21 protein-coding genes are annotated in these 20,990 nt (G+C 67.6%); 15 read left to right on the top strand and 6 right to left on the bottom strand.

The annotated features are described in order from the left end of the window. The first annotated feature begins 214 nt into the window (after positions 1–214). From D0901_RS09285 to D0901_RS09275, 3 genes are read left to right on the top strand one after another with little or no spacing between them, the layout of a single operon-like run. On the top strand, positions 215–1,057 hold the full coding sequence (locus D0901_RS09285) for a rhomboid family intramembrane serine protease (RefSeq protein ID WP_129140024.1): 843 nt from the start codon (positions 215–217) through the stop codon (positions 1,055–1,057). 57 nt (positions 1,058–1,114) lie between these two features. Next, entirely contained in the window at positions 1,115–1,387 is a 273-nt protein-coding gene (locus D0901_RS09280) for a YeaC family protein (RefSeq protein ID WP_129140023.1), read from the top strand. 26 nt (positions 1,388–1,413) lie between these two features. Beyond that, complete coding sequence (locus D0901_RS09275) at positions 1,414–2,208, top strand: DUF2797 domain-containing protein (RefSeq protein WP_233440388.1); 795 nt, start codon at positions 1,414–1,416, stop codon at positions 2,206–2,208. Here the strand turns inward: D0901_RS09275 and D0901_RS09270 are convergent, their stop codons facing one another. From D0901_RS09270 to D0901_RS09260, 3 genes are read right to left on the bottom strand one after another with little or no spacing between them, the layout of a single operon-like run. Then, the gene (locus D0901_RS09270) at positions 2,209–3,240 is read right to left on the bottom strand and encodes an ABC transporter substrate-binding protein (RefSeq protein WP_129140022.1); all 1,032 of its coding nucleotides are present in this window, start codon (positions 3,238–3,240) and stop codon (positions 2,209–2,211) included. It abuts the gene before it with no gap. Beyond that, positions 3,237–4,640: a sensor histidine kinase gene (locus D0901_RS09265; protein WP_129140021.1), complete on the bottom strand. Its 1,404-nt coding sequence runs from the start codon at positions 4,638–4,640 to the stop codon at positions 3,237–3,239. Before D0901_RS09265 ends, D0901_RS09270 begins: the two co-directional genes overlap by 4 nt. Next, positions 4,637–5,305, bottom strand: coding sequence for a response regulator (locus D0901_RS09260; protein ID WP_129140020.1), 669 nt, complete (start codon positions 5,303–5,305; stop codon positions 4,637–4,639). The genes D0901_RS09265 and D0901_RS09260 overlap by 4 nt, the downstream gene beginning before the upstream one ends. A 134-nt stretch (positions 5,306–5,439) precedes the next feature. Here D0901_RS09260 and D0901_RS09255 point away from each other — a divergent pair, with 134 nt between their 5' ends. Genes D0901_RS09255 through D0901_RS09240 form a run of 4 tightly spaced genes read left to right on the top strand, consistent with a single transcriptional unit; the run spans position 5,440 to position 9,462 of the window. Then, on the top strand, positions 5,440–6,426 hold the full coding sequence (locus D0901_RS09255; RefSeq protein ID WP_129140019.1) for a Bug family tripartite tricarboxylate transporter substrate binding protein: 987 nt from the start codon (positions 5,440–5,442) through the stop codon (positions 6,424–6,426). After that, on the top strand, positions 6,423–6,872 hold the full coding sequence (locus D0901_RS09250) for a tripartite tricarboxylate transporter TctB family protein (RefSeq protein WP_129140018.1): 450 nt from the start codon (positions 6,423–6,425) through the stop codon (positions 6,870–6,872). Before D0901_RS09255 ends, D0901_RS09250 begins: the two co-directional genes overlap by 4 nt. Positions 6,873–6,884: 12 nt before the next feature. Continuing rightward, positions 6,885–8,375 carry a tripartite tricarboxylate transporter permease gene (locus tag D0901_RS09245; RefSeq protein WP_129140017.1) on the top strand — a complete coding sequence of 497 codons (1,491 nt, stop codon included), beginning with the start codon at positions 6,885–6,887 and terminating at the stop codon, positions 8,373–8,375. Between the two features lie 7 nt (positions 8,376–8,382). Further along, complete coding sequence (locus tag D0901_RS09240; RefSeq protein ID WP_129140016.1) at positions 8,383–9,462, top strand: AbrB family transcriptional regulator; 1,080 nt, start codon at positions 8,383–8,385, stop codon at positions 9,460–9,462. 18 nt (positions 9,463–9,480) lie between these two features. On the opposite strand, the gene D0901_RS09235 is transcribed toward D0901_RS09240, so the two are convergent. Next, positions 9,481–10,287 (bottom strand): amidohydrolase family protein, encoded by an 807-nt coding sequence (locus D0901_RS09235; protein ID WP_129140015.1) that lies wholly within the window; start codon positions 10,285–10,287, stop codon positions 9,481–9,483. Between the two features lie 83 nt (positions 10,288–10,370). Here D0901_RS09235 and D0901_RS09230 point away from each other — a divergent pair, with 83 nt between their 5' ends. The 4 genes from D0901_RS09230 (at position 10,371) to D0901_RS09215 (ending at position 13,893) form a co-directional block, all read left to right on the top strand. After that, on the top strand, positions 10,371–11,108 hold the full coding sequence (locus D0901_RS09230; RefSeq protein ID WP_129140014.1) for a GntR family transcriptional regulator: 738 nt from the start codon (positions 10,371–10,373) through the stop codon (positions 11,106–11,108). A gap of 71 nt (positions 11,109–11,179) precedes the next feature. Next, a complete protein-coding gene (locus D0901_RS09225; protein ID WP_129140013.1) occupies positions 11,180–12,163 on the top strand; it encodes a TRAP transporter substrate-binding protein in 984 nt (327 codons plus the stop codon). Positions 12,164–12,178: 15 nt separating this feature from the next. Continuing rightward, complete coding sequence (locus tag D0901_RS09220) at positions 12,179–12,634, top strand: TRAP transporter small permease (RefSeq protein ID WP_129140012.1); 456 nt, start codon at positions 12,179–12,181, stop codon at positions 12,632–12,634. Further along, on the top strand, positions 12,634–13,893 hold the full coding sequence (locus tag D0901_RS09215) for a TRAP transporter large permease (protein WP_129140011.1): 1,260 nt from the start codon (positions 12,634–12,636) through the stop codon (positions 13,891–13,893). The genes D0901_RS09220 and D0901_RS09215 overlap by 1 nt, the downstream gene beginning before the upstream one ends. A 65-nt stretch (positions 13,894–13,958) precedes the next feature. Here the strand turns inward: D0901_RS09215 and D0901_RS09210 are convergent, their stop codons facing one another. Beyond that, positions 13,959–15,443, bottom strand: coding sequence for a RimK family protein (locus D0901_RS09210; RefSeq protein ID WP_129140010.1), 1,485 nt, complete (start codon positions 15,441–15,443; stop codon positions 13,959–13,961). A gap of 175 nt (positions 15,444–15,618) precedes the next feature. On the opposite strand from D0901_RS09210, the gene D0901_RS09205 reads away from it, so the two are divergent. Further along, positions 15,619–16,140 (top strand): GNAT family N-acetyltransferase, encoded by a 522-nt coding sequence (locus tag D0901_RS09205; RefSeq protein WP_129140009.1) that lies wholly within the window; start codon positions 15,619–15,621, stop codon positions 16,138–16,140. Positions 16,141–16,177: 37 nt separating this feature from the next. Further along, entirely contained in the window at positions 16,178–16,663 is a 486-nt protein-coding gene (locus D0901_RS09200; protein WP_129140008.1) for a YajQ family cyclic di-GMP-binding protein, read from the top strand. Here the strand turns inward: D0901_RS09200 and D0901_RS09195 are convergent. Beyond that, positions 16,644–17,471, bottom strand: a complete 828-nt coding sequence (locus tag D0901_RS09195; protein ID WP_162500847.1) for a DODA-type extradiol aromatic ring-opening family dioxygenase — start codon at positions 17,469–17,471, stop codon at positions 16,644–16,646. The genes D0901_RS09200 and D0901_RS09195 overlap by 20 nt on opposite strands. 252 nt (positions 17,472–17,723) lie before the next feature. Here D0901_RS09195 and D0901_RS09190 point away from each other — a divergent pair, with 252 nt between their 5' ends. Next, entirely contained in the window at positions 17,724–18,179 is a 456-nt protein-coding gene (locus D0901_RS09190) for a YbaN family protein (RefSeq protein ID WP_129140006.1), read from the top strand. Between the two features lie 95 nt (positions 18,180–18,274). Further along, positions 18,275–20,956, top strand: a complete 2,682-nt coding sequence (pepN, locus tag D0901_RS09185; RefSeq protein WP_129140005.1) for an aminopeptidase N — start codon at positions 18,275–18,277, stop codon at positions 20,954–20,956. The last annotated feature ends 34 nt before the right edge of the window (positions 20,957–20,990 follow it).

Here is a 20,990-nt window from a genome sequence, read left to right as displayed (position 1 = left end):
CGGGCGCTCGGGAACCGCGGCGTTCGAGGCGCGATTGGTCGATTACAATTAATTACACATTTTTTTGCCTCGCCATGAAACTTACCCGCGTGACCGCCGTCAGAGTGAGTGTTCCCTTGAATGATCCCTTGCTCTTTGTCCGGCGGCCCCCTCCGCCGGATTTTTCTTTTTGCGCGTCCCGCGCCCCGTCACCCATCGCCTCCGAGGAACGCCCATGCAGCCGGTGCTGAGGATCTCCCGCGACATCGACATCCGTGGCCTGCGCCAGGCGCTGTGGGCGCAGCGCATCGGCCACCGCATCAGCGAGGAGGACGAGGCGCTGGTGATATGGCTGGCCGACCCCGGCCAGCACGAGGCGTTCTGGCAACTGGTCGAGCGCTGGCGTCGGGGCGAGCCGCTCGATGTCGAGCCACCGACACGCGCCCGCGGCCACTGGAAACGGGGGGCGCTGGCCGAGGCGCCGGTCGCCGCCGGGCTGGTCGGCATGTGCGTGATCGTCTTTGCCCTAATGGCCCTGCTCGGCGACCGGGTACTCGCCTGGCTGATGATCACGCCGGTCAGTGTGGTCGGCAACGCGGTGCATCTCGGCTCGCTCGGCGAGACCTTGGCCAGCGGCCAGGTGTGGCGGTTGTTCACGCCGGTGCTGCTGCATTTCGGCTGGATGCACCTGATCTTCAACATGCTCTGGCTGTGGTACTTCGGCCGTCAGGTCGAAAGCCTGCACGGCGCCCGACGTCTGGCCCTGGTCGTGGTGATCGGCGCGGTGGGCTCGAATCTGGCCCAGTACGCCACCGGCACCGTGCTGTTCGGCGGCATGTCGGGGGTCGACTATGCATTGCTGGGCTACGTCTGGCTGATGTCGCGGCGTCGCCCGTCGAGCGGTTTCTTCGTGCCGCAGATGCTGGTGGTGTTCATGCTCGGCTGGATGGTCTTCACCATGACCGATTTCGCCGAACCGCTGGGCTTCGGCAACGTCGCCAACGAGGCGCACCTCGGCGGGCTGTTGCTGGGCCTGGCGTTCGGGGGCTGGGCCAGCCGCAAGAAACGCGCCGGTTGAACACCGTGGGCCAGCGCGACGTGAGACAATCAGGCCGACAAGGCGAAGGAGACGACGATGAGCGACATGACGTTCGAACGCATGATCCAGCAGATGACGCCCGAGGTCTATCGCAGCCTCAAGCAGGCGGTGGCGCTGCGCAAGTGGCCCGACGGGCGGCGCCTCTCCGAGGAACAGACCGAGCTGTGTCTCGAGGCGGTGATCCGCTACGAGATCGAACACGACGTGCCCGAGACCGAGCGCGTGGGCTATCTCCAGGGCAGTTGCCAGAGCGCGTCCGGCAATGGTGAGTCCAGCAACGGCGAGGAACGCATCAAGTGGCTGAACTGATGGCCGCCCGGGGCTGCCTGAGCAAGATGGCGATCGCCCCCGGCGACGGCGGGCCGGCGCGTTACACCTTGCGTGCCGGCGAGGCGCGCCTGGATCTCAACGCGCGGCTGGGGCAGACGCTGGGCCTCGCCCACACCGGCGCCATCGCCTGCACGCATTGCGGGCGGGCGACCCGCAAGAGCTTCGGCCAGGGGTACTGTTACCCCTGCTTCAAGCGTCTACCCCAGTGCGATACCTGCATCGTCAAACCGGAAACCTGTCACTACTTCCTGGGTACCTGCCGCGACCCGGCATGGGGCGAACGGCACTGCTTCCAGCCGCACGTGGTCTATCTCGCCAATTCCTCGGGGCTCAAGGTCGGCATCACCCGCAAGACCCAGTTGCCCACCCGCTGGCTGGACCAGGGGGCGATCCAGGCGTTGCCGATCCTCGAGGTCGCCACCCGCCAGCAGTCGGGGCTGGTCGAGACGCTGTTCAAGACCCAGGTCGCCGACCGCACCAACTGGCGGGCGATGCTCAAGGGCGAGGTGGCAGTGCTCGATCTCGTCGCCGAACGCGACCGTCTGCTCGATGTCCTGGCCGAAGGCCTCGAACAGCTCCGCGAGCGCTTCGGTGCCGACGCCATCCGTACCCTCGACGAAACGCCGGTGACACTCGACTATCCGGTGCTCGAAGCGCCCACCAAGGTGGTCTCGCTCAACTTCGACAAGACACCCACCGTCGGCGGCACCCTGATGGGGATCAAGGGGCAGTACCTGATGTTCGACACCGGGGTGATCAACCTGCGCAAGTTCACCGGCTACGAGGTGAGTGTCGGCTGATCAGTCGCCGTCCTCGAGGATATTGATCTCGCGCCGCCAGCGATCCATGAAGGCCGCGCGGCGCTTGGGGTCTATGAACGCCAGCAGCGAGGCGTCGAGGGGAATCGGGTAGAGATGGTCGCCGACCTGGTCGCGCAGGCGCTGCGCGGTGTAGGGGCCGACCACGTCGGGGCGGATGCTGAACAACGGCGTCTGACCGGCGAGTACGCGCTGGCCGGCGCGACTGAGCAGGAACTCCATGAAGCGGATCGCCGCCCGGGGGTGTGGGGCGTCGCGATGCACGAAGGCCATGCGCATCAGCACCAGCGCATAGTCCTTGGGAACCTGCACCATCACTTCGGGATGATCCTGGGCCCAGACCATGGCGTACGAGCCGAGCAGATTGTAGCCCAGCCAGTAGCGTCCCTGAGTGAGGCCTTCGAGCATCGCCCGGGTCTCGTCTTCCAGTGCGACGTCCGCCGCGCCCATGGCGGCGACCAGATCCCAGAATCGCGAGCTGTAGCGGGCGTCCTGCTGAAAGAGCGTATAGCCGATGCCGCTCACGCTCGGCGAATAGGTGGTCACGCGTCCGCGCAGCAGGGCCGGGTGCGTGTCGAGCAGGTCGTGCAGGTCGGCATGGGTGGTCGGGGGCAGCATGTGCCGGGCGAGATCCAGGCGATAGGCCATGACGATCGGCTCGAAGGTGAAGCCGAACACCGCGTCGCGCCACTTGGCCCATTGCGGCCAGTTCCGGGTCTCGGGGGTATCCAGGCGGCGTGCGTAGCCTTGATTGACGCGCGCCAGTTGCCAGGGCATCGCCGAGCTGATCACCACGTCCGGTGGCGGCCCGGCGGCGACGCGTCGGTCGACCTCCCGGGTGGAGCGATCGTGGAAGTGCACCTCGATGTCGGGATTTTGCCGGGCGAAGGCGTCGAGCAATGGCTGCACGACCTCGCGGTCCAGCGCCGCCTCGATGCGCAGCGGCTGGGCCTGGGCGGCTCCGGCGAGCACCGGGGCGATCGTCAGCAGCAGGGCGGCCATCCAGGTTTTCATGAGGTCGTCCCGGTCGCGGCGAAGGGAAAGCGCAAGCGCACTCGCAGGCCGCCCTGGTCGCCGGCCTCGAGGGACAGTTCGGCGGCATGACGCAGGGCGATCGAGTGGACGATCGCCAGGCCCAGGCCCGAGCCTTCGGTGTCCTGACGGCCGCCACGCTCGAAGGGCTGGTGCAGACGCCCCAGCCACGCTGTCGGCACGCCGGGGCCGTCGTCCTCGACGACGAGCTCGACGCTCTCGGCGTCGCGTTTCACGCGCACGGTGATCGTCGTGCCGGCGGGGGTATAGCGCAGGGCGTTGTCGATCAGATTGCCCAGCAGCTCGCGCAGTGCCCAGGGCTCGCCGCGAATCGTGGTCGGTGCCTCGGGCAGCGGTGCCAGGCCGAGGTCGTGATCGCGGGCCGCGAGGCTGGCGGCCGATTCCAGCAGGGTGTCGCGCACCAGCGTCGCCAGCTCGACACATTGCGTTTCGTGATGCCCGGTCAGATGCCGCAGGCGTGCCAGGCTGAGCAACTGGCTGGCCAGGCGGCTGGTATCGGCGGCACGTCGGTGGATCATCGTCAGGGCCTCGTGCCATGCCTCGGGCGAGCGCTCCTCGAGCGCCAGTTCGCTGGTGTGCTGCAGGCCGGCCAGCGGTGTCTTGAGCTGGTGGCTGGCATCGGCGGTGAATCGCAGCAGGGCGTCGTGGCTGTCGCGTTGCCGGGCGAACAGCGTGTCGAGCGTCTCGGCCAGCTCGCGCAGTTCCTCGGGGACCCTGGCGTCCAGCGGGCGCATGTCCTCGGCCGTTCTCTGGCGCAACAGGTGGCGCAGGCGGCGCATCGGCGTGAGGGCCGCGCGCATCGCCAGCAGCATCAATACGCCGGCCAGCAGGACCATGGCCAGAAAGCGCGACACCGAGCGTTCGAACAGTTCGTGGGCCAGGGCGCGACGGCCGCTCAGGGTGTGCCCGACCCAGATCTGCACGGGATCCTGGGTCTGCCAGCCGGCCGACTCCAGTTCGCGGCCGTGAAGACGCCAGTCGGCGCCCAGGAAACGGGCGTCGCGCCAGACGGGCCGTTGGGCCGCGGCGTCTTGCCAGGCGGCGGGGACGGAGAAGTCCAGATCGGCCGTGATCGTCTCGCCGCGGGCATCGAGCACCGCGTAGAACACCCGCTCCTGATGATGCGTGGCGAGGATCGACAGCGCGGCCGCGGGGATCTTGACCACCGGCTGCCCGCCCTGCCACTGGATGCCCTCGGCGATGGTCAGGCCGGCCGCTTCGAGCTGGCTGTCGAAGGCGCGCTGGGCCGCGTTGCGGGCACCGAAATAGGCCTCCAGCAACAGCAGGGCGCCGAGTCCGCTGACGGTGACCAGCAGCCACAGGGCCAGCCGCGACTTCAGCGACCCGGTGACCTCGATCACGGCGTGTCCATCTCGAGGCGATACCCCAGCCCCCGGAAGGTGCGCACACGCAGGCCGCTGCCCTCGAGGCGCTTGCGCAGGCGGCTGACGTAGACCTCCAGGGCGTTGGAGCCGACCTCGGCGAAGCCGAAGACCCGGTTCTCGAGCAATTCGCGCGGGGCGATGCGTTCGCCGTGCTGGAGCAGCCCCTCGATCAGGCAGCGCTCGCGGTGGGGCAGGTCGAGCGGCGTAGCGTCGAGATACACGGCGCCACTCTGGGCATCGAAACTCAATGGCCCCAGGCTCAGCCGGTTGCTGGTGCGCTGCTGGCTGCGGCGCAGCAGGGCGCGTACCCGGGCCTCGAGCTCGGCCAGCGAGAACGGCTTGGCCAGATAGTCGTCGGCGCCTTCGTCGAGCCCCCGCACGCGGTCGTCGATGGCGTCGCGGGCGGTGATGATCAGTACCGGCGTGGCATTGCCGCGGTCGCGCAGCCAGCTCAGCAGACCCAGGCCGTCGCCGTCGGGCAGGCCCAGGTCGAGCAGGATCAGGTCGAACTCGGCACGCTCCATGGCGGCGTGGGCCGCCTGGTAGGTCGTGAACGACTCGACCTGATGGCCGAGCGGGGCCAGGGACTTGTTCAGGGAGCGCGCCAGCAGCGCGTCGTCCTCGACGACCAGTATGCGCATGGGACCAAAGTCGTAGGTGGTGGCTGTGACGATGACAGGTTGATGAAAGGGTCTCGCCCTACCATCGCTAGTGTCACACCAGTGGCGATGCCGGTGGCGTCGTCACTTCCACGACAAGAAGACAGGAGTTCGCCATGAAGTTCAACCGCTTGTTCAAGAGCTGTTCGGCGCTGGCGCTGGTCGCCGGCAGTCTGGTACTGGGCAGCGCCCAGGCACAATCCGGCAAGAGCGAATGCATCGCCCCGGCCAAGCCGGGGGGCGGCTACGATCTGACCTGTCGTCTGGCGGCCAACGGCCTGCTGGAGACCGGGCTGATCGACGAGCCGATGGTGGTCACCTACATGCCCGGCGGCATCGGTGCCGTGGCCTACAACCACCTGACCGGGGTGCGCACCGACGACCCGAACCTGATCGTCGCCGCCAGCACGGGCGCCGCGGTCAACCTGTCGCTGGGCAAGTTCGGCGATTACAGCGGTGACGAAGTGCGCTGGCTGGGGGCCTTCGGTGTCGACTACGGGGCGATCGTGGTCAAGGCCGACGCGCCCTGGCAGAACCTCGACGAACTGATGGACGACCTGCGCGACAATCCCGGCGACATCGCCTTCGGTGCCGGCGGCACGGTGGGCAGTCAGGACTGGATGAAGGCCGCGCTGACCGCCAAGGCGGCGGACATCTCGCCGCGCAAGCTGCGCTATGCGGCCTTCGAGGGCGGTGGCGAGGCGCTGTCGGCGCTGCTCGGCAATCACATCCAGGTGTTCACCGGCGATCTGTCGGAACTGCGCTCGCAACTCGCCAGCGGTAAGATTCGCGTGCTCGCCGCGCTCTCCGAGGAACGCATGGGCGGGCCCTTCAAGGACATCCCCACCGCCGCCGAGCAGGGCTATGACGTGCAGTGGCCGATCTGGCGCGGCTTCTACATGGGCCCCGATGTCAGCGACGAGGCCTATCAAGCCTGGGAGAAGCGTTTCGAGACGCTGACCCAGAAGCCGGCCTTCGAGGAGATGCGCGCCAAGCGCGGGCTGTTCCCGATGGCCCGTTTCGGCGATGACTTCGACAGCTACGTGCAGCAGCAGATCCAGCAGTTCAAGGGGCTGGCCAAGGAAGTGGGGCTGACGCAATGAATCGGACCGCCGATCGGGTTCTCGGTCTGGTCCTGATCGTCCTGGCGGCGGGTGCCGCCGCCTGGGCGACGCGCTTCAACGTACCGTTCAGCTACGACCCCCTGGGGCCCAAGGCCTTCCCCATGGGGTTGGCGCTGATCCTCGCCGTTCTGTCGCTGGTGCTGGTGATCCGGCCCGGCGCCAACGGCGAGTGGCCGGATCGCCCCATGGCGCTGAAACTGGGCCTGGTGCTGGCCGTGCTGCTGGTCTATGCCTTGCTGTTCACGCGACTGGGCTATCCGCTGACCTCGTTGTGCGCCGTCACCGTCCTGGCGCGCCTGTTCGCCGCCAGCTGGCGCAAGGCGCTGGTGACCGGCGTGGCGATGACCGTCGTGACCTATTTCCTGTTCACCCAGGCGCTGGGCATTGGCTTGCCGGAAGGGCGCTGGCTGAGCGCCTGGTTCTAGAAGGAATCCGCAATGTTCGATTTCCTGATTCAGGGCTTCGAGGTGGCCTTGAGCCCGCTGAATCTCGGCCTGGCGCTGTTCGGGGCGATTCTCGGCACCCTGTTCGGGGCGCTGCCCGGGATCGGCCCGATCAACGGCATCGCCATTCTCATGCCGCTGGCCTACACCCTGGGGCTGCCGCCGGAGTCGGCGCTGATCATGCTGGCGGCGATCTATACCGGCGCCGAGTACGGCGGGCGCATGTCGAGCATTCTGCTCAACGTGCCCGGCGACGCCGGCGCGGTGATGACCACCCTCGACGGCCACCCGCTGGCCAAGCAGGGCCTGGCGGGGCCGGCGCTGGGCCTGTCGGCGGTGAGTTCGTTCGTCGGGGCAACCATCGCCATCATCGGCCTGACGCTGTTCGCGCCGCTGCTCGCCGAAGCCGCCGTGCAGTTCGGCCCGGCGGAGCTGTTCGGCCTGATGGTGTTCGCCTTCGCCTCGATGTCGGTGATGATGGGCAAGGACCCGATCAAGACCGCCATCGGCGCGGTGATCGGGGTGATGATCGCCACCATCGGCGTCGACTCGAGCACCGGGGTGATGCGCTATACCTTCGGCATGGCCGAGCTCCAGGACGGCATCGACCTGGTGGTGATGATCATCGGCCTGTTCGCGATCAGCGAGATCCTGCTGATGCTCGAGCACAACATGCGTGGCGGCGGCGAGGGGCTGCCGCCGCTCGGCCGGGTCTTCGTCAGCTGGAAGGAGATCCGCCGCTGCCGCGCGACCATGGGGCGCTGCGGCCTGCTGGGCTTCCTGGTGGGGATTCTGCCGGGCACCGGCGCCTCGGTGGCCGGAGCGGTCGCCTACACCACGGAAAAGCGCATCAGCGACAAGGAGGGGACTTTCGGGACCGGCGACATGCGTGGGCTGGCGGCCCCGGAGGCCGCCAACAACGCCTCCGCCGCGGGGTCCTTCGTGCCCATGCTGACGCTGGGCATCCCCGGCTCGGGAACCACCGCCGTGCTGCTGGGGGCGCTGATGCTCTACAACATCGACCCCGGTCCGATGCTGTTCTCGGAGCGCCCCGAAGTGGCCGGCGGGCTGATCGCTTCGCTGTACATCGGCAACCTGGCGCTGCTGGCGCTCAACCTGCCGCTGGCCGGGCTGTTCGCCCGGGTGCTCATCGTCCCGCGCTGGGTCCTGGTGCCGGCGATCGCGCTGCTGGCATTCGTCGGCGTCTTCCAGTTGCACTCCAACCTGGCGGCCATCTATCTGATGCTGCTCATCGGCGTGGGCGGCTATCTGTTGCGCAAGCTGGGCTTCTCGCTGGCGCCGGTGATCCTCGGCTTCGTGCTGGGCGGGATGATGGAGAGCAACCTGCGCCGCGCGCTGTCGATCAGCGGCGGCGACCTGGGTATCCTCTGGCAGTCGGGAATCTCCATCGGCCTGTGGATCGCGGCCGTGGCACTGCTGGTCCTGCCCTGGCTGCTGCCGCGCGTGTTGCGGGCATGGCGTTGAATCGCTCATGAGCGCGGGATCGTACCCGCGGCGGGCCTGGCTGACGAGCGTGATACGTTTCCTGCCGACGTTGCTGCTGGGCATCGCAGGCGGCGGGCTGGCCTATGTGGCTGGCCTGCCGTTGCCCTGGCTGCTGGGCGCGCTGATCGCCTCGACGCTGGTCAGCCTGAGCGGCATGCGTCTACGCTCGCCGGGGCGGGCGCGCCGGGTCGTGCTGGCCGTCATCGGTGTCATGCTGGGGACGGCCTTCTCGCCCGACATGACCGGCGATGTGACCGCCTGGGGCGCGAGCCTGCTCGTCATGCTGATGGCGACGGCGCTGATGATGGCCTTCTCGATGTGGTTCGGGCGGCGTGTCGCCGGGTATTCGGTGAGCACGGCCCTGTATGCCGGTGTGCCCGGCGGGGTGTCGGCGGTCACCCTGATGGCGGTGGAGTCGAACGCCGATCTGCGCATCGTGGGGCTGACGCATGCCGTGCGCATTTTGGTGCTGCTGGTGGCGATTCCGCCGGTGTTGAGCCTGCTGGGGCATGTCACCCTGCAATCGCAAACCGTCGGCTGGGCCCATTGGCTGGCGGTCCCCGGCCCTGGCGACAGCCTGATGCTGGCGTTCGCGGGGCTGGCCGGGGTGGTGCTGGGGCGTTGGCTGCGCCTGCCCAATCCGCTGCTGTTCGGCCCGGTGCTGGTCTCGGCAGCGCTCCATGTCAGCGGCATGACCGAGGCGGGTATCCCGCCGATGATCGTCGCGCTGGCCCAGGTGATCATCGGTCTGTCGGTGGGGGTGCGGTTCGGCGGCACACCGCTACGCGAGGTGGGCCACGGCCTGATGATGGCGGTGGTCCAGGCCGTGGCCCTGCTGGCGATCGCCGTCGGCGCGGCCTGGGGCATCCATGCCGCGACCGGAATCTCCGCGGCGGCGGCGTTGCTGGCCTATATGCCCGGCGGCGCCCCGGAACTGAGCCTGGCGGCACTGTCGCTGGGCATCGACCCTGCCTTCGTGACCTCCCACCATCTGCTGCGCCTCAGCGTCCTGGTCCTGCTGCTGCCCTGGCTGCTGCGCGGGATGTCGCGGCTGGCGCAACGCTGAGCGGCGGGTGCCGCCGCGCTAGGCGGTGCGCTCGAACCCGTAGAAGCGACAGGGTGTCTCCCAGGCGATGGTGGTCAGTGCATCGTCTCCCGCCCAGTCCTGCAGGTCCTCGAGGGCCTTGTCGAAGCTGTAGAGATGCTCGTGCTGGGTCCATGGCCAGTCGCTGCCCCACATCAGCCGCTGGGGGCCCAGCGTGTCGAGCAGCCGCTTGGCGGTGTCGGTCACGCTTTCCGCCTGACTGCGGTAGGGGGCCGAGCACTTGACCCAGAAGCGGTCCCGGTCGTGGCCGTTGCAGAGCCGTTCGACGACCGGATCGCGCCAGGCGCTGTCCCGCGGGCGGCCGAAGTGGTCGACGACCACCTCGAAGTGCCATTTCGCCAGCCGGTCGAGGATCGCCAGCAGTGCCGGACCTTCGGCCTGGACTTCGAGATGCCAGCCGCGTTGCTTCAGGCGCCGGAACAGGGCCTGCCACGCCGGCGCGTCGAGCGCGTCGGCACGCTGGCCGATCCAGTTCAGCCGCGTGCCGCGGATGCCCAGTGCCTGCATGCTGTCGAGGCTGGCATCGGTGACGTCCGGGCCGACCACCGCGACGCCCCGCAGGCGGTCGGGATGCTCGCGCAGGCAATCCATCAGGTAGCTGTTGTCGGTGCCCAGGAAGCTGGGTTGCACCAGCACGGCGTGGCTGATTCCCCAGGTGTCGAGTCGCTCCAGGTAGGTGGCCAGCGGCGCCTCGTAGCGAGGCCGGTGGCGTGGATTGTCGGTCACCCGACAGGCGCTCGTGAAGACGTGCGCATGACTATCGATGGTCTTATCCATTGGTCGCATGGTGCTTGTGCCCGCAGTCGTCCTGTGCCATATGTGTCACAGCTTGTCTACTCTTATATAAGACCATAAGTACACTGTGCGCCATGAATTTACAAGATTCCGCCGAGCAAGAGCGTCAGCCGCGGTATTACCGTATCTATCGGGCGATTCTCGACCGCATCCATCGTGGCGAGCTCAAGCCCGGCGACGGGCTGCCGTCGGAAATGAATCTGGCGCAGGCCTACGGCGTCTCGCCGGGGACCACGCGCAAGGCCATCGACCTGCTGGAGGAGCGCGGGTGGGTCGATCGCCAGCACGGGCGGGGCACCTTCGTCCGGCGCGTCGATTTCAGCCATTCCCTGGCGCGCTTCTTCCGTCTCACCGACCGCCAGGGCACACCGCTGACACCGACCAGTGAACTGCTCGGCGTGCGTGCCGTCCCGGCGTTGGCCGAGCCGATCCGCCAGCTCGAGCTGGTCGAGGATGCCGAGCTCATCGAGATCGAGCGCCTGCGTCGGGTGGAGGGCACGCCGCTGCTCTACGAGACGCTGTATCTGCCGGCGGCGCGCTTTGCCGCCTTGCTCGATCTTCCCGCCGAGGCGTGGGGCGATCTGCTGTACCCGCTCTACGAGCGCGTCTGCGGCGAGATGGTCTTTCGTGCGACCGACACGCTCTCCGCCGTCACGGCGAGCGATACGGTGGCGACACAGCTGGCGGTCGAGCCCGCGTCGCCGGTGATCGAGATCACCCGTCTGGCCCGGGGGTACGACGAGCGTCCACTGGAGTGGCGCGTCAGCCGCGGGCGGCTCGATTGGTTCCATTACAGTTTCGACATTCGCTAGGCGGCCACCGGCCGCCACGACAAGCGCCGCGGCAGCGGCGCGACATAAACCAGCAAGTAAGGGGTCACGCCATGTCCTTCAAGAAAGCCGTCATGCTCGCCGGTATTGCCGGCGTCGGGGTGGTCGCACTGTCCGCGCACGCCGAGCCGCGCGAGGTACGCATCGCCACTCACGTCTCGGCCGAATCGCCGCTGGCCAAGCAGGCCGAGATGTTCGCCGAACGCATCGAGGAGAAGCTGCCCGGGCAGTTCGACTTCGCGTTCTATCCCAACGGTCAGCTCGGCAAGGAGTCGGCGCTGCTCGACAACCTGCAGCTCGGCACCATCGAGATGGTCAACGTCGCCTCCGGGGTGCTCAAGGTCGACGACAAGCTGGGGATCTTCGATCTGCCGTGGCTGTTCCAGGGGCGTGATCACGTCCAGCGCGCCATGGCCGCCGGGCTGGAAGACGCCATCACCACGGACATCGAGGACAACATGGACGCCCATGTGGTGGGCATCTACGAGAACGGTTTCCGGCACATCATCAACTCCCAGCATCCGATTCGGATCCCGCCGGATCTCGAAGGCATGAAGATCCGCATCTCGGGCGGTGATTTCCGTCAGCAGATCTTCGCTTCGCTGGGTGCGGTTCCCGCCAAGCTCGCCTGGGGCGAGACCTTCACCGCCATGCAGACCGGCGTGGTCGATGGCGCCGAGGCCGCGGCCTACGGCTTCTATGGCCAGAAGATGTACGAGGTGCAGGACTACCTGTCGCTGACCAAGCACGTCTACACCCCGTCGTTCCTGCTGGCGTCGCCGAGGTTCTGGTCGTCGCTGACCGACGAGCAGCGTCGGGTTTTCGACGAGGTCGGCGAGAACATGCGCGATGCGGCCTACGCCCAGGCGGCCGAGATCGAAGCGTCGAATCTCGAGGCGATGGGCGAGTCGCTGGAGATCAACGAGGTCGACATCAAGCCGTTCCGCGATCGCGTGCAGTCGGTCTATGACGACTACTCGAAGCAGTATGGCGGCGAGTGGCTGAACCTCGTGTATCGCACGGCCAAATCCTCGTAAGGGCGGAGCGCCACGATGCTCAATTGGCTGGATAGACTCGTGCGCGTGGTGGTGGGGGCCCTGGTGGCCGCCACCGCCGTCGCGGTCTGCCTCAACGTCTTCTTTCGCTACGTCCTGAACTCGGGGCTGGTGTGGGCCGATGAGGTGCCGGGCTTTCTGCTGGTGTGGATCGCCTTTCTGGGCGCCTATCTCGCCGCCCGGGACGACGGCCACATCGCCTTCGACATGCTGGTCGATGCCTTTCCGCGTGCGCTGCGCCGCGTCGTGCGGGCACTCGGCGATCTCGCCGTGACCGGCTTCTTCGTGCTGCTGGGCGTGACCTCCTGGCAGATGATTGCGCGCGTCGGCGGACGCTCCATCGAAACGCTGCCCATCGACCAGGGTGTGTTCATGGGCGTGCTGCCGCTGGCGAGCATCCTGATGGTGATCGCCATGCTGGCGCGCCTGATCGACCGTTGGAGGAACGCCTGATGGCCTGGCTGGTAGTCGCGATGCTGTTCGGCATCATTCTGTTGGGCGTCCCCGTTGGGTTCGCGCTGATGATCACCGCCGCGGTGTCCATGTGGCTGGCCGATATCAACCTGCTGATGATCCCCGTGCAGATCTACTCGGGCAGCAATTCGCTGGTCCTGCTGGCGGTGCCGCTGTTCATCCTGATGGGCGAGCTGATGAGCGCCACGAGCATCGCCCAGCGCCTGATCGACCTGGCGGCGGCGCTGGTGGGCTGGATGCGCGGCGGGCTGAGCCACATCAACGTGGTGACCTCGATGTTCATGGCCGAGATGAGCGGCTCGGCGGTCGCCGATGCCGCCGTGATGTCCAAGATCTTCGTGCCGCAGATGGAACGCCGCGGCTACCCCAAGGGGTTCGCGGCCTCCATCACGGCGGTCTCGGCGACCCTGGGCATCATCATCCCGCCATCGATTCCCATGGTGCTCTACGGGGTCACCACCAATACCTCGATCCGCGATCTGTTCATCGCCGGGATCGTGCCGGGGCTGCTGCTCGCGGGGGCGTTCATGGTGACCTCGTGGCTGTTCGCGCGGCGCGATCATCATCCCCGTGAAGGCGATTTCCAGGTCAAGGCGCTGGGCGTGGCGTTCAAGCGCGCGCTGGTGCCGCTGGCCATTCCGCTGATCGTGGTGGGCGGGCTGATCGCCGGCATCTACACCCCCACCGAGGCGGCCGGCATCGGCGTCGTGGTCGCCCTGCTGTTCGGCCTGCTGGTCACTCGCGACCTCAATCCGCGAGTTCTCGGTTCGCTGCTGGTGACCACCGGCCGTCAGACCGCCGTGGTGATGATGATCGTCGCCGGCTCGGCGGTGCTCGGCCAGTACCTGGCCAACGAACGCCTGCCGCAGCAGATCGCCAGCGCGCTGGGCGGCATCACCGACAATTACGTGCTCAACATCCTGATCATCAACGTCTTCGTCCTGCTGCTGGGGATGTTCCTGCACGCCAGCGCGGCGATCATCGTGGTCGTGCCGCTGTTGCTGCCGATGGCCACCCAGATGGGCATCGATCCGGTGCACTTCGGGGTGATCGTCTGTCTGAACCTGGGGATCGGCCAGCAGACACCGCCGGTGGCCAGCGTGCTGCTTACCGTGTGTTCGACCACCGGCCTGAAGATCGAGCAGGTCATGGGCTACTGCAAGTGGTTCCTGCTGTCGATGTTCCTGGTGCTGATGGTGGTGTCCTTCGTGCCGGCAACGGCGCTCTGGTTCCGCTGATGCGGCGGCCCGCCCGCGCGTGACCCGGCCCGCTCGGACCCCGGTGCTACGCGCGGGCGCGGCCGTCAGGCCGGTCGGCGGCGATTGGCCTCCATGCGTTCGAGAAACACCGCCATCACGCTGTCGTAGAGGCGCGGGCCGAGCACCACGTCCTCGACGCCGGCGTCGAGGTTGGGATTGTCGTTGACCTCGATCACCACCACCCGCTCGCCGATCTGCTTGAGATCCACGCCGTAGAGGCCGTCGCCGATCAGGCGCGTGGCCTTGAGCGCGGCGCGGATCACCGGCTTGGGCACGTCCTCGGGGACGTGCGTCGTGAAACCGCCGCTGCGCGTCTTGCCGCGCGAGTGATCGTAGATCTGCCAGTGGCCGCGGGCCATGTAGTAGCGGCTGGCGAACAGCACCTTGCCGTCGAGCACGCCGATCCGCCAGTCGAAGTCGGTGGGCAGCCACTCCTGGAGCAGCAGCAGGGCGGAGGCGGCGAACAGTCGCTCGGCTTCCTGAACCAGCTGCTCGCTGGAGGCGATCTTGACCACCCCGCGGGAGAAGGCGCCGTCGGGGACCTTGAGGACCATCGGAAACTGCAGTCCGGCGGCCTTTTCCGCCAGCCGCGGCAGGTCGTCGCGATACAGCAGCAGCCCGTCGGGGGCGGGCACGCCCTTGGCGCGCAGCAGCTCGTGCAGGTAGACCTTGTTGGTACAGCGCAGGATCGAGCGCGGGTCGTCGATCACCACCAGGCCTTCGTGCTCGGCCCGTCGTGCCATGCGGTAGGTGTGATGATCGAGGCTCGTGGTCTCGCGGATGAACAGGGCATCGAACTCCGCCAGCCGGCCCTCGTCGCGCTTGGTGATCAGCGAAACATCGATCCCCAGCCGGCGCCCGGCGCGAATGAACTGCTTGAGCGCGCTCTTGTTGCTGGGCGGCAGCGCTTCCTTGGGGTCGACGAGGATCGCCAGGTCGTAGCGATAGCGTCGGCGCGCCTTGGGCGTGCGCCAGACCTTGCGCGAATGTCGGTTCAGGGCCTGGGCGAACAGGTCCTGCTCCTCGCCGCGCAGGGCGGTGAGCGCCAGTGGCTTGAGCCGGGTCAGCCGCCACAGCCCCTGGCGGCGCTGGAAACGCGCTTCGAGCAGCGGGCAGGGCAGCCGCTCGAACAGCCGGCGGGCCAGCCTGCCGAGACCTGGCTCCAGACACTCGCCGAACATCACCCGCAGGGTGAACGCCTCGCCGGGCAGGGCGCCGCGTCGGGCGAGCTCGTCCATCAGCGGCGCCAGCGATTCCAGCTGCAGGTCGACCAGCGCCTTGCGCGAGAGCTGATTGAGCGTCTCGACCGTGGGCAGTACCCGCTGGCCGCGCGCCTGGGCGAGCAGCGACACGTAGTAGCCGGTCTCCAGATAGTCCAGGTCGCCGCACAGGTTGATGACGTGGGTGGCGCCGTCCTGCTCGCCGTTGGACTCGCGGGCCAGGTAGTCGGCAGCGGTGATCAGATCCTCGGTCGGGTAGTAGGGGCGCCAGTCTGAAAGGCGGTCGACGACGATGCGCAAGGGGGCCATGAATGCGTTTCCTGCTTGCAAAGGGAGCGGAACGGGGCAAAATTGCCGCTAGCATGCCCTTGACCGCCACTCGCGACAAGCGGGGGCGCCGGTGAAATAATTTCATGCAACCAGGCCATGACAGGCCGGTTTTCGGCGTCCGACAATGCCTTCGCCGTCAGTTTCGGAATCCGTCATGAATTCGCCGCAACCACCGCTGCTTCGCGACGCTCGCCCCGAGGATCTCGATGCCCTGTGTCGGCTCGAGCAGGCCTGCTTCGCGGGGGATCGCTTCTCGCGTCGCCAGCTCTCCCATCTGCTCAAGCGTGCCAAGGCCGTGACCCGGGTCGTCGTCGATGAGCACGGCGAACTGCAGGGCTACGGGACCCTGCTGTTTCGTCGCAACAGCCGCACCGGCCGGCTCTATTCCTTCTGTGTGCACCCCGAACGGCGTGGCGGCGGTGTGGGCCGCCGCCTGCTCGCCGCGCTGGAAGCGGTCGCCGTCGAGCGTGGCATGCAGCGCCTGAGCCTGGAAGTCCGTGCCGACAATCGCGTCGCCATGGGGCTTTATCGACGCATGGGCTATCTGCCGCGGCGCTGGCTGGACGACTACTACGTCGACGGCTGTGCCGCCTGGCAGATGGACAAGCCGCTGGCCGACACGGCAGTGGACGAGGGCCTGGCAGATACCGCTGCAACCGCGGAGCGCATCGGCTAGGATGCCGAGCCAGCCCCTTACCTTCCGGAGTCCTGCCATGCCCTCTTTCGATATCGTGTCCGAACTCGACAAGCACGAAGTCACCAATGCCGTCGACCAGGCCAATCGCGAGCTCACCACGCGCTTCGACTTTCGCGGCGTGACCGCGAGTTTCAGCGAGGAAACCGACGCCGTGCTCATGGAAGCCGACGCCGAGTTCCAGCTACGCCAGATGCTCGACATCCTCAAGGCGCGCCTGATCGCCCGGGGCATCGACGTCGGTTGCCTCGAGGAGGAAACCGCCGAGACCGGCGGCGTGCGAGTCCGCCAGCGGATCGTGCTGCGTCAGGGCATCGATCAGCCGCTGGCCAAGAAGATCGTCAAGACCCTCAAGGATGCCAAGCTCAAGGTGCAGGCGCAGATCCAGGGCGACAAGGTGCGGGTCACCGGCAAGAAGCGCGACGACCTGCAACAGGCCATCGCCCTGCTCAAGAGCGACGAGTCGATCGAGCTGCCGCTGCAGTTCAACAACTTTCGCGACTGACTTCTCGGGCTGGCGTTGTATCCAGCAGCGCGGCGGTAGCGGCGTCCGCCAGCGCCAGCATGCTCAGGTTGCCGAGCATGAAGCTTTCGTGAAGCGTGACCATCGGCGCGCCGCCGAGGGCGGCGACCGCCATCGGCAGGGGCAGGAAGTGCTCCGCCGAGGGGTGGGCGAGGGCGCCGTGCGGGGCCCGCTCGCGCCAGGCCGCGAGGGTCTCGGCATCGCCGCGCTCGGCGGCATCGCGGGCCCAGTCGTGAAAGGCGCGGGCCCAGTCATCGGGCTCGCTGCCGGGCGGCTTGCGCTTGCCCAGATTGTGGGTGGCCGACCCCGAGCCGATCAGCCATAGCCCCTCCGCTTCGGTGAAGCGTCCCAGCTCGGTGGCGAACGCGAGCCGCTCGGCATCGCTCATCGCCATGGGAACGCTGACCGGCAGCAGGGGCACGTCGGCCTCGGGCCAGACCAGCGACAGCGGCGACCAGATGCCGTGATCGAGCGGGCGCCGTGCATCGAGATCGACCGCGAAGCCGGCGTCGGTCAGGGTCGCGGCCAGGCGCTCGGCGGCATCGGGCAGGCCCGGCGCCGGGTAGCGCATGCGATAGAGCGCCTCGGGAAAACCGTGGAAGTCGTGCAGGGTGTCCGGCCGGGCCGCACTGCCCAGGCAAGGGCGCGGTGTCTCGAAGTGCGCCGAGATCACCAGCGCGCCTCGCGGCCGGGGCAGGCGCCGACCCAGGGCGGTCAGAAAGTCCCGGGCCGGGTGCGTCTCGAGTGCCAGGCTCGGCGACCCGTGGGAGAGAAACAGGACATGGGGCATGGTGCGTCTCCTGACTGTCTGCCGACGAGCATAACGCCGTGTCACGCCGCTGACAGCGTGCGTTCGGGCAAGGGWCCCTTGCCCGAGCGGCAACGATGACCGCGGTGACCGATCCGCCCCGGCGATACCGTCGCCCGGTTGGCGGGCATCGGCGGCGCGCTTGACCCAACGCAAGGTGCGACGATCCTTCGCGTGCCAAGATGCGCCGAAATCCGCTAGCCTGAACAGAACCGCGAGACGGAGACACGACCCATGCCCAAGCTCAAGCATGCCATCTATACAAGCCTGGCCGCGGTCAGCTTCGTGCTGGGGGTGGTGGGGCTGTTCCTGCCGCTGATGCCGACCACCGGCTTCATGCTGTTGGCGGTGTGGCTGGCCTCGCGGGGATCGCCGCGCTTCGCGAGCTGGATTCGCCAGCACCCGCGGTTCGGGCCGCCGATCCTCGCCTGGGAGGACGAGCGGGCGATTCCCCGGCATGCCAAGTGGATGGCGGCCACGATGCTCGTCGTCTCGACGCTGGTGATCGGCTTCACCGTCACCTCGCCGCTGCTGAAGCTGGCGCTGATCGTGGGGCTCGTCGCGCTCGGGGTGTGGATCGTCACGCGGCCGGAACCGCGCGCCGCCTGTCCGTTCGCCGTGGCCGCCGATGCCGCCGCCGAGAAGCGCCTGTCCGAGACCTCCTGCGCCTCGCGCCAGTCGGGGCGCTGAGCCATCCGGCACCGGGATGGCCCGCCGTCGCCTTTGAGACTCCCGCCTCGCTCGCCGTACAATGCCGGTAACCTTGTACAAGGAGTACCAGTGTCATGTCCGATACGCGCGTTTCCGAAGAGGCCGAGATCAAGCCCGTCGACGCCGCTCACCAGCCGGTCTACCTGAAGGATTATCAGCCGCCGGCCTATCGTGTCACCCACGCCGAACTCAAGTTCGATCTCGAGGCGTCCGCCACCCGTGTCGATGCCGTGCTGCATCTCGAGCGCCACCCCGACAGCGCCCCGGGGCAGCCGCTGGTGCTCGACGGCGAGAAGCTCGATCTCGAGCGCGTGGCCATCGACGGTCAGGACCTGGGCGAGGACGAGTATCGCGTCGACGCCGCCACCCTGACCATCGACGCGGTCCCCGAGCGCTTTCGTCTGGAAACCCGGGTCGTGATCGATCCGGCCAGCAACACCGCCCTGGAAGGGCTGTACCTGTCCAACGGCATGTTCTGCACCCAGTGCGAGGCGCAGGGCTTCCGGCGCATCACCTTCTACCCGGATCGTCCTGACGTGATGGCGACCTTCTCGACCACGGTGATCGGCGACAGTGCCGCGCTGCCGGTGCTGCTCTCCAACGGCAACCCGGTCGAGAAGGGCGAGCTGCCCAATGGCAGGCACTTCGTCACCTGGGAGGACCCGCACCCCAAGCCCAGCTACCTGTTCGCGCTGGTCGCCGGCAAGCTCGAGAAGGTCGAGGACCACTTCACCACGATGAGCGGTCGTGAGGTCACCCTGCAGCTGTGGGTCGAGCCCGAGAACCTCGACAAGACCGAGCACGCCATGCGCTCGCTGAAGACGGCCATGAAGTGGGACGAAGAGACCTATGGTCGCGAGTACGACCTGGACCTGTTCATGATCGTCGCCGTCAACGACTTCAACATGGGCGCGATGGAGAACAAGGGGCTCAACATCTTCAACTCGGCGGCGGTGCTGACCCACCCGCAGACCGCCACCGACGCCGCCTTCCAGCGCGTCGAGGGCGTGGTCGCCCACGAGTACTTCCACAACTGGTCGGGCAACCGCGTGACCTGCCGCGACTGGTTCCAGCTCTCGCTCAAGGAGGGCTTCACGGTCTTCCGCGACCAGAGCTTCTCGGCGGACGTCAACTCGGCGCCGGTCAAGCGCATCGAGGACGTCTCCTTTTTGCGTACCGCGCAGTTCGCCGAGGATGCCGGGCCCACCGCGCATCCGGTGCAGCCCGACCATTACATCGAGATTTCCAACTTCTACACCCTGACCATCTACGAGAAGGGCTCTGAGATCGTACGCATGCTGCGCAACCTGCTGGGCTGGGAGACCTTCCGCCAGGGCAGCGATCTGTACTTCGCGCGCTTCGACGGCCAGGCGGTGACCATCGAGGATTTCGTCGGCTGCATGGCCGAGGTGTCGGGGCTCGATCTCGACCAGTTCATGCGCTGGTACTCCCAGGCCGGTACGCCGGAGATCGACGCCCATGGCGAGTACGATTACGCCAAGGCCGAATACCACCTGACCCTGCGTCAGCGCACGCCGGCCACGCCAGGCCAGCCCGACAAGCTGCCGCTGCACATTCCGGTGCGCGTGGGCCTGGTGGGCACCAAGTCGGGCGAGGACCTGGCGCTGACCCTCGACGGCGAATCGCTCGGCAAGTCGGGCGTGCTGCACCTGCGCGAGGAGGAGCAGACCTTCGTCTTCACCGACCTCGCCGAGGCGCCGGTGCCGTCGTTGCTGCGGGGCTTCTCGGCGCCGGTCAAGCTGCGCTTCCCTTACGGCCGCGAGGATCTGGCCTTCCTGCTGCAGCACGATTCCGATGGCTTCAACCGCTGGGACGCCGGTCAGCGTCTGGCGCTGCTGGCGCTCGACGACCTGATCGCCGCGCACCGCAACGGCGTCGAGAAAGTGATGGACGCGCGGGTCATCGAGGCGTTCCGCACGCTGCTCACCGAGCCCGCCGACGACAAGGCGGTACTCGCCGAGATGCTCACGCTGCCTTCCGAGGCCTACATCGCCGAGCAGCAGCCGGTGGTCGATGTCGACGCCATCCACGCCGCGCGGGAGTTCGTCCGCCAGTCGCTGGCCCTGGCGCTGCGCGACGACTTCCTGGCGCTCTATCAGGCCAACCGCAGCGACGCGCCCTACGCGCCGACCGCCGAGCAGATCGCCGAACGGCGCCTCAAGAACGTCGCCCTGGCGTACCTGATGAGCATCGAGGACGAGGAAGCGGTCGAACTGGCCCGTCAGCAGTTCGAGGATCAGCACAACATGACCGACGTGCGCGCGGCGCTGACCCTGCTGGTGCACAGCTCGCGGGGTGACGTCGCCGATCCGCTGCTCAAGGCCTTCGGCGAAAAGTGGGCCCACGATCCGCTGGTCATGGATCAGTGGTTCAGCATCCAGGTCACCCGGCCGCAGTCCGACGCCCTGGAGCGCGTCAAGTACCTGATGGATCACCCGGCGTTCTCGCTCAAGAACCCCAACCGGGTGCGCGCGCTGATCGGCGCCTTCGCCGGCCAGAACCGGGTCAACTTCCATCGCCTCGACGGCGAGGGCTACAAGCTGCTGGCCGATGTGGTGATCGAGCTCAACCGGCTCAACCCGGAGATCGCCGCGCGGATCATCACCCCGCTGACCCGCTGGCAGCGCTACGACGAGCAGCGCCAGGCGCTGATGAAGGCCGAACTCGAACGCATCCAGGCCGAGGAGCTCTCGCCCAACGTCTACGAGGTGGTCGACAAGGCGCTGGCCGGCTGATCCGCGTCAACGACGACAGGCAGGACGACGGGCC

Source organism: Modicisalibacter coralii, assembly GCF_004117855.1.
Taxonomy (GTDB): domain Bacteria; phylum Pseudomonadota; class Gammaproteobacteria; order Pseudomonadales; family Halomonadaceae; genus Modicisalibacter; species Modicisalibacter coralii.
This window is presented reverse-complemented; position numbering and strand designations above follow the sequence as displayed.

What these genes read in the sequence shown, in the direction of transcription:
- D0901_RS09270 (WP_129140022.1), bottom strand. Translation starts at nt 3,240, where the DNA reads ATGAAAACCTGGATGGCCGCCCTGCTGCTGACGATCGCCCCGGTGCTC.
- D0901_RS09240 (WP_129140016.1), top strand. Translation starts at nt 8,383, where the DNA reads ATGAGCGCGGGATCGTACCCGCGGCGGGCCTGGCTGACGAGCGTGATA.
- pepN (WP_129140005.1), top strand. Translation starts at nt 18,275, where the DNA reads ATGTCCGATACGCGCGTTTCCGAAGAGGCCGAGATCAAGCCCGTCGAC.
- D0901_RS09225 (WP_129140013.1), top strand. Translation starts at nt 11,180, where the DNA reads ATGTCCTTCAAGAAAGCCGTCATGCTCGCCGGTATTGCCGGCGTCGGG.
- D0901_RS09260 (WP_129140020.1), bottom strand. Translation starts at nt 5,305, where the DNA reads ATGCGCATACTGGTCGTCGAGGACGACGCGCTGCTGGCGCGCTCCCTG.
- D0901_RS09285 (WP_129140024.1), top strand. Translation starts at nt 215, where the DNA reads ATGCAGCCGGTGCTGAGGATCTCCCGCGACATCGACATCCGTGGCCTG.
- D0901_RS09250 (WP_129140018.1), top strand. Translation starts at nt 6,423, where the DNA reads ATGAATCGGACCGCCGATCGGGTTCTCGGTCTGGTCCTGATCGTCCTG.
- D0901_RS09275 (WP_233440388.1), top strand. Translation starts at nt 1,414, where the DNA reads ATGGCGATCGCCCCCGGCGACGGCGGGCCGGCGCGTTACACCTTGCGT.
- D0901_RS09235 (WP_129140015.1), bottom strand. Translation starts at nt 10,287, where the DNA reads ATGCGACCAATGGATAAGACCATCGATAGTCATGCGCACGTCTTCACG.
- D0901_RS09195 (WP_162500847.1), bottom strand. Translation starts at nt 17,471, where the DNA reads ATGCCCCATGTCCTGTTTCTCTCCCACGGGTCGCCGAGCCTGGCACTC.
- D0901_RS09190 (WP_129140006.1), top strand. Translation starts at nt 17,724, where the DNA reads ATGCCCAAGCTCAAGCATGCCATCTATACAAGCCTGGCCGCGGTCAGC.
- D0901_RS09245 (WP_129140017.1), top strand. Translation starts at nt 6,885, where the DNA reads ATGTTCGATTTCCTGATTCAGGGCTTCGAGGTGGCCTTGAGCCCGCTG.
- D0901_RS09200 (WP_129140008.1), top strand. Translation starts at nt 16,178, where the DNA reads ATGCCCTCTTTCGATATCGTGTCCGAACTCGACAAGCACGAAGTCACC.
- D0901_RS09255 (WP_129140019.1), top strand. Translation starts at nt 5,440, where the DNA reads ATGAAGTTCAACCGCTTGTTCAAGAGCTGTTCGGCGCTGGCGCTGGTC.
- D0901_RS09230 (WP_129140014.1), top strand. Translation starts at nt 10,371, where the DNA reads ATGAATTTACAAGATTCCGCCGAGCAAGAGCGTCAGCCGCGGTATTAC.
- D0901_RS09215 (WP_129140011.1), top strand. Translation starts at nt 12,634, where the DNA reads ATGGCCTGGCTGGTAGTCGCGATGCTGTTCGGCATCATTCTGTTGGGC.
- D0901_RS09205 (WP_129140009.1), top strand. Translation starts at nt 15,619, where the DNA reads ATGAATTCGCCGCAACCACCGCTGCTTCGCGACGCTCGCCCCGAGGAT.
- D0901_RS09220 (WP_129140012.1), top strand. Translation starts at nt 12,179, where the DNA reads ATGCTCAATTGGCTGGATAGACTCGTGCGCGTGGTGGTGGGGGCCCTG.
- D0901_RS09210 (WP_129140010.1), bottom strand. Translation starts at nt 15,443, where the DNA reads ATGGCCCCCTTGCGCATCGTCGTCGACCGCCTTTCAGACTGGCGCCCC.
- D0901_RS09280 (WP_129140023.1), top strand. Translation starts at nt 1,115, where the DNA reads ATGAGCGACATGACGTTCGAACGCATGATCCAGCAGATGACGCCCGAG.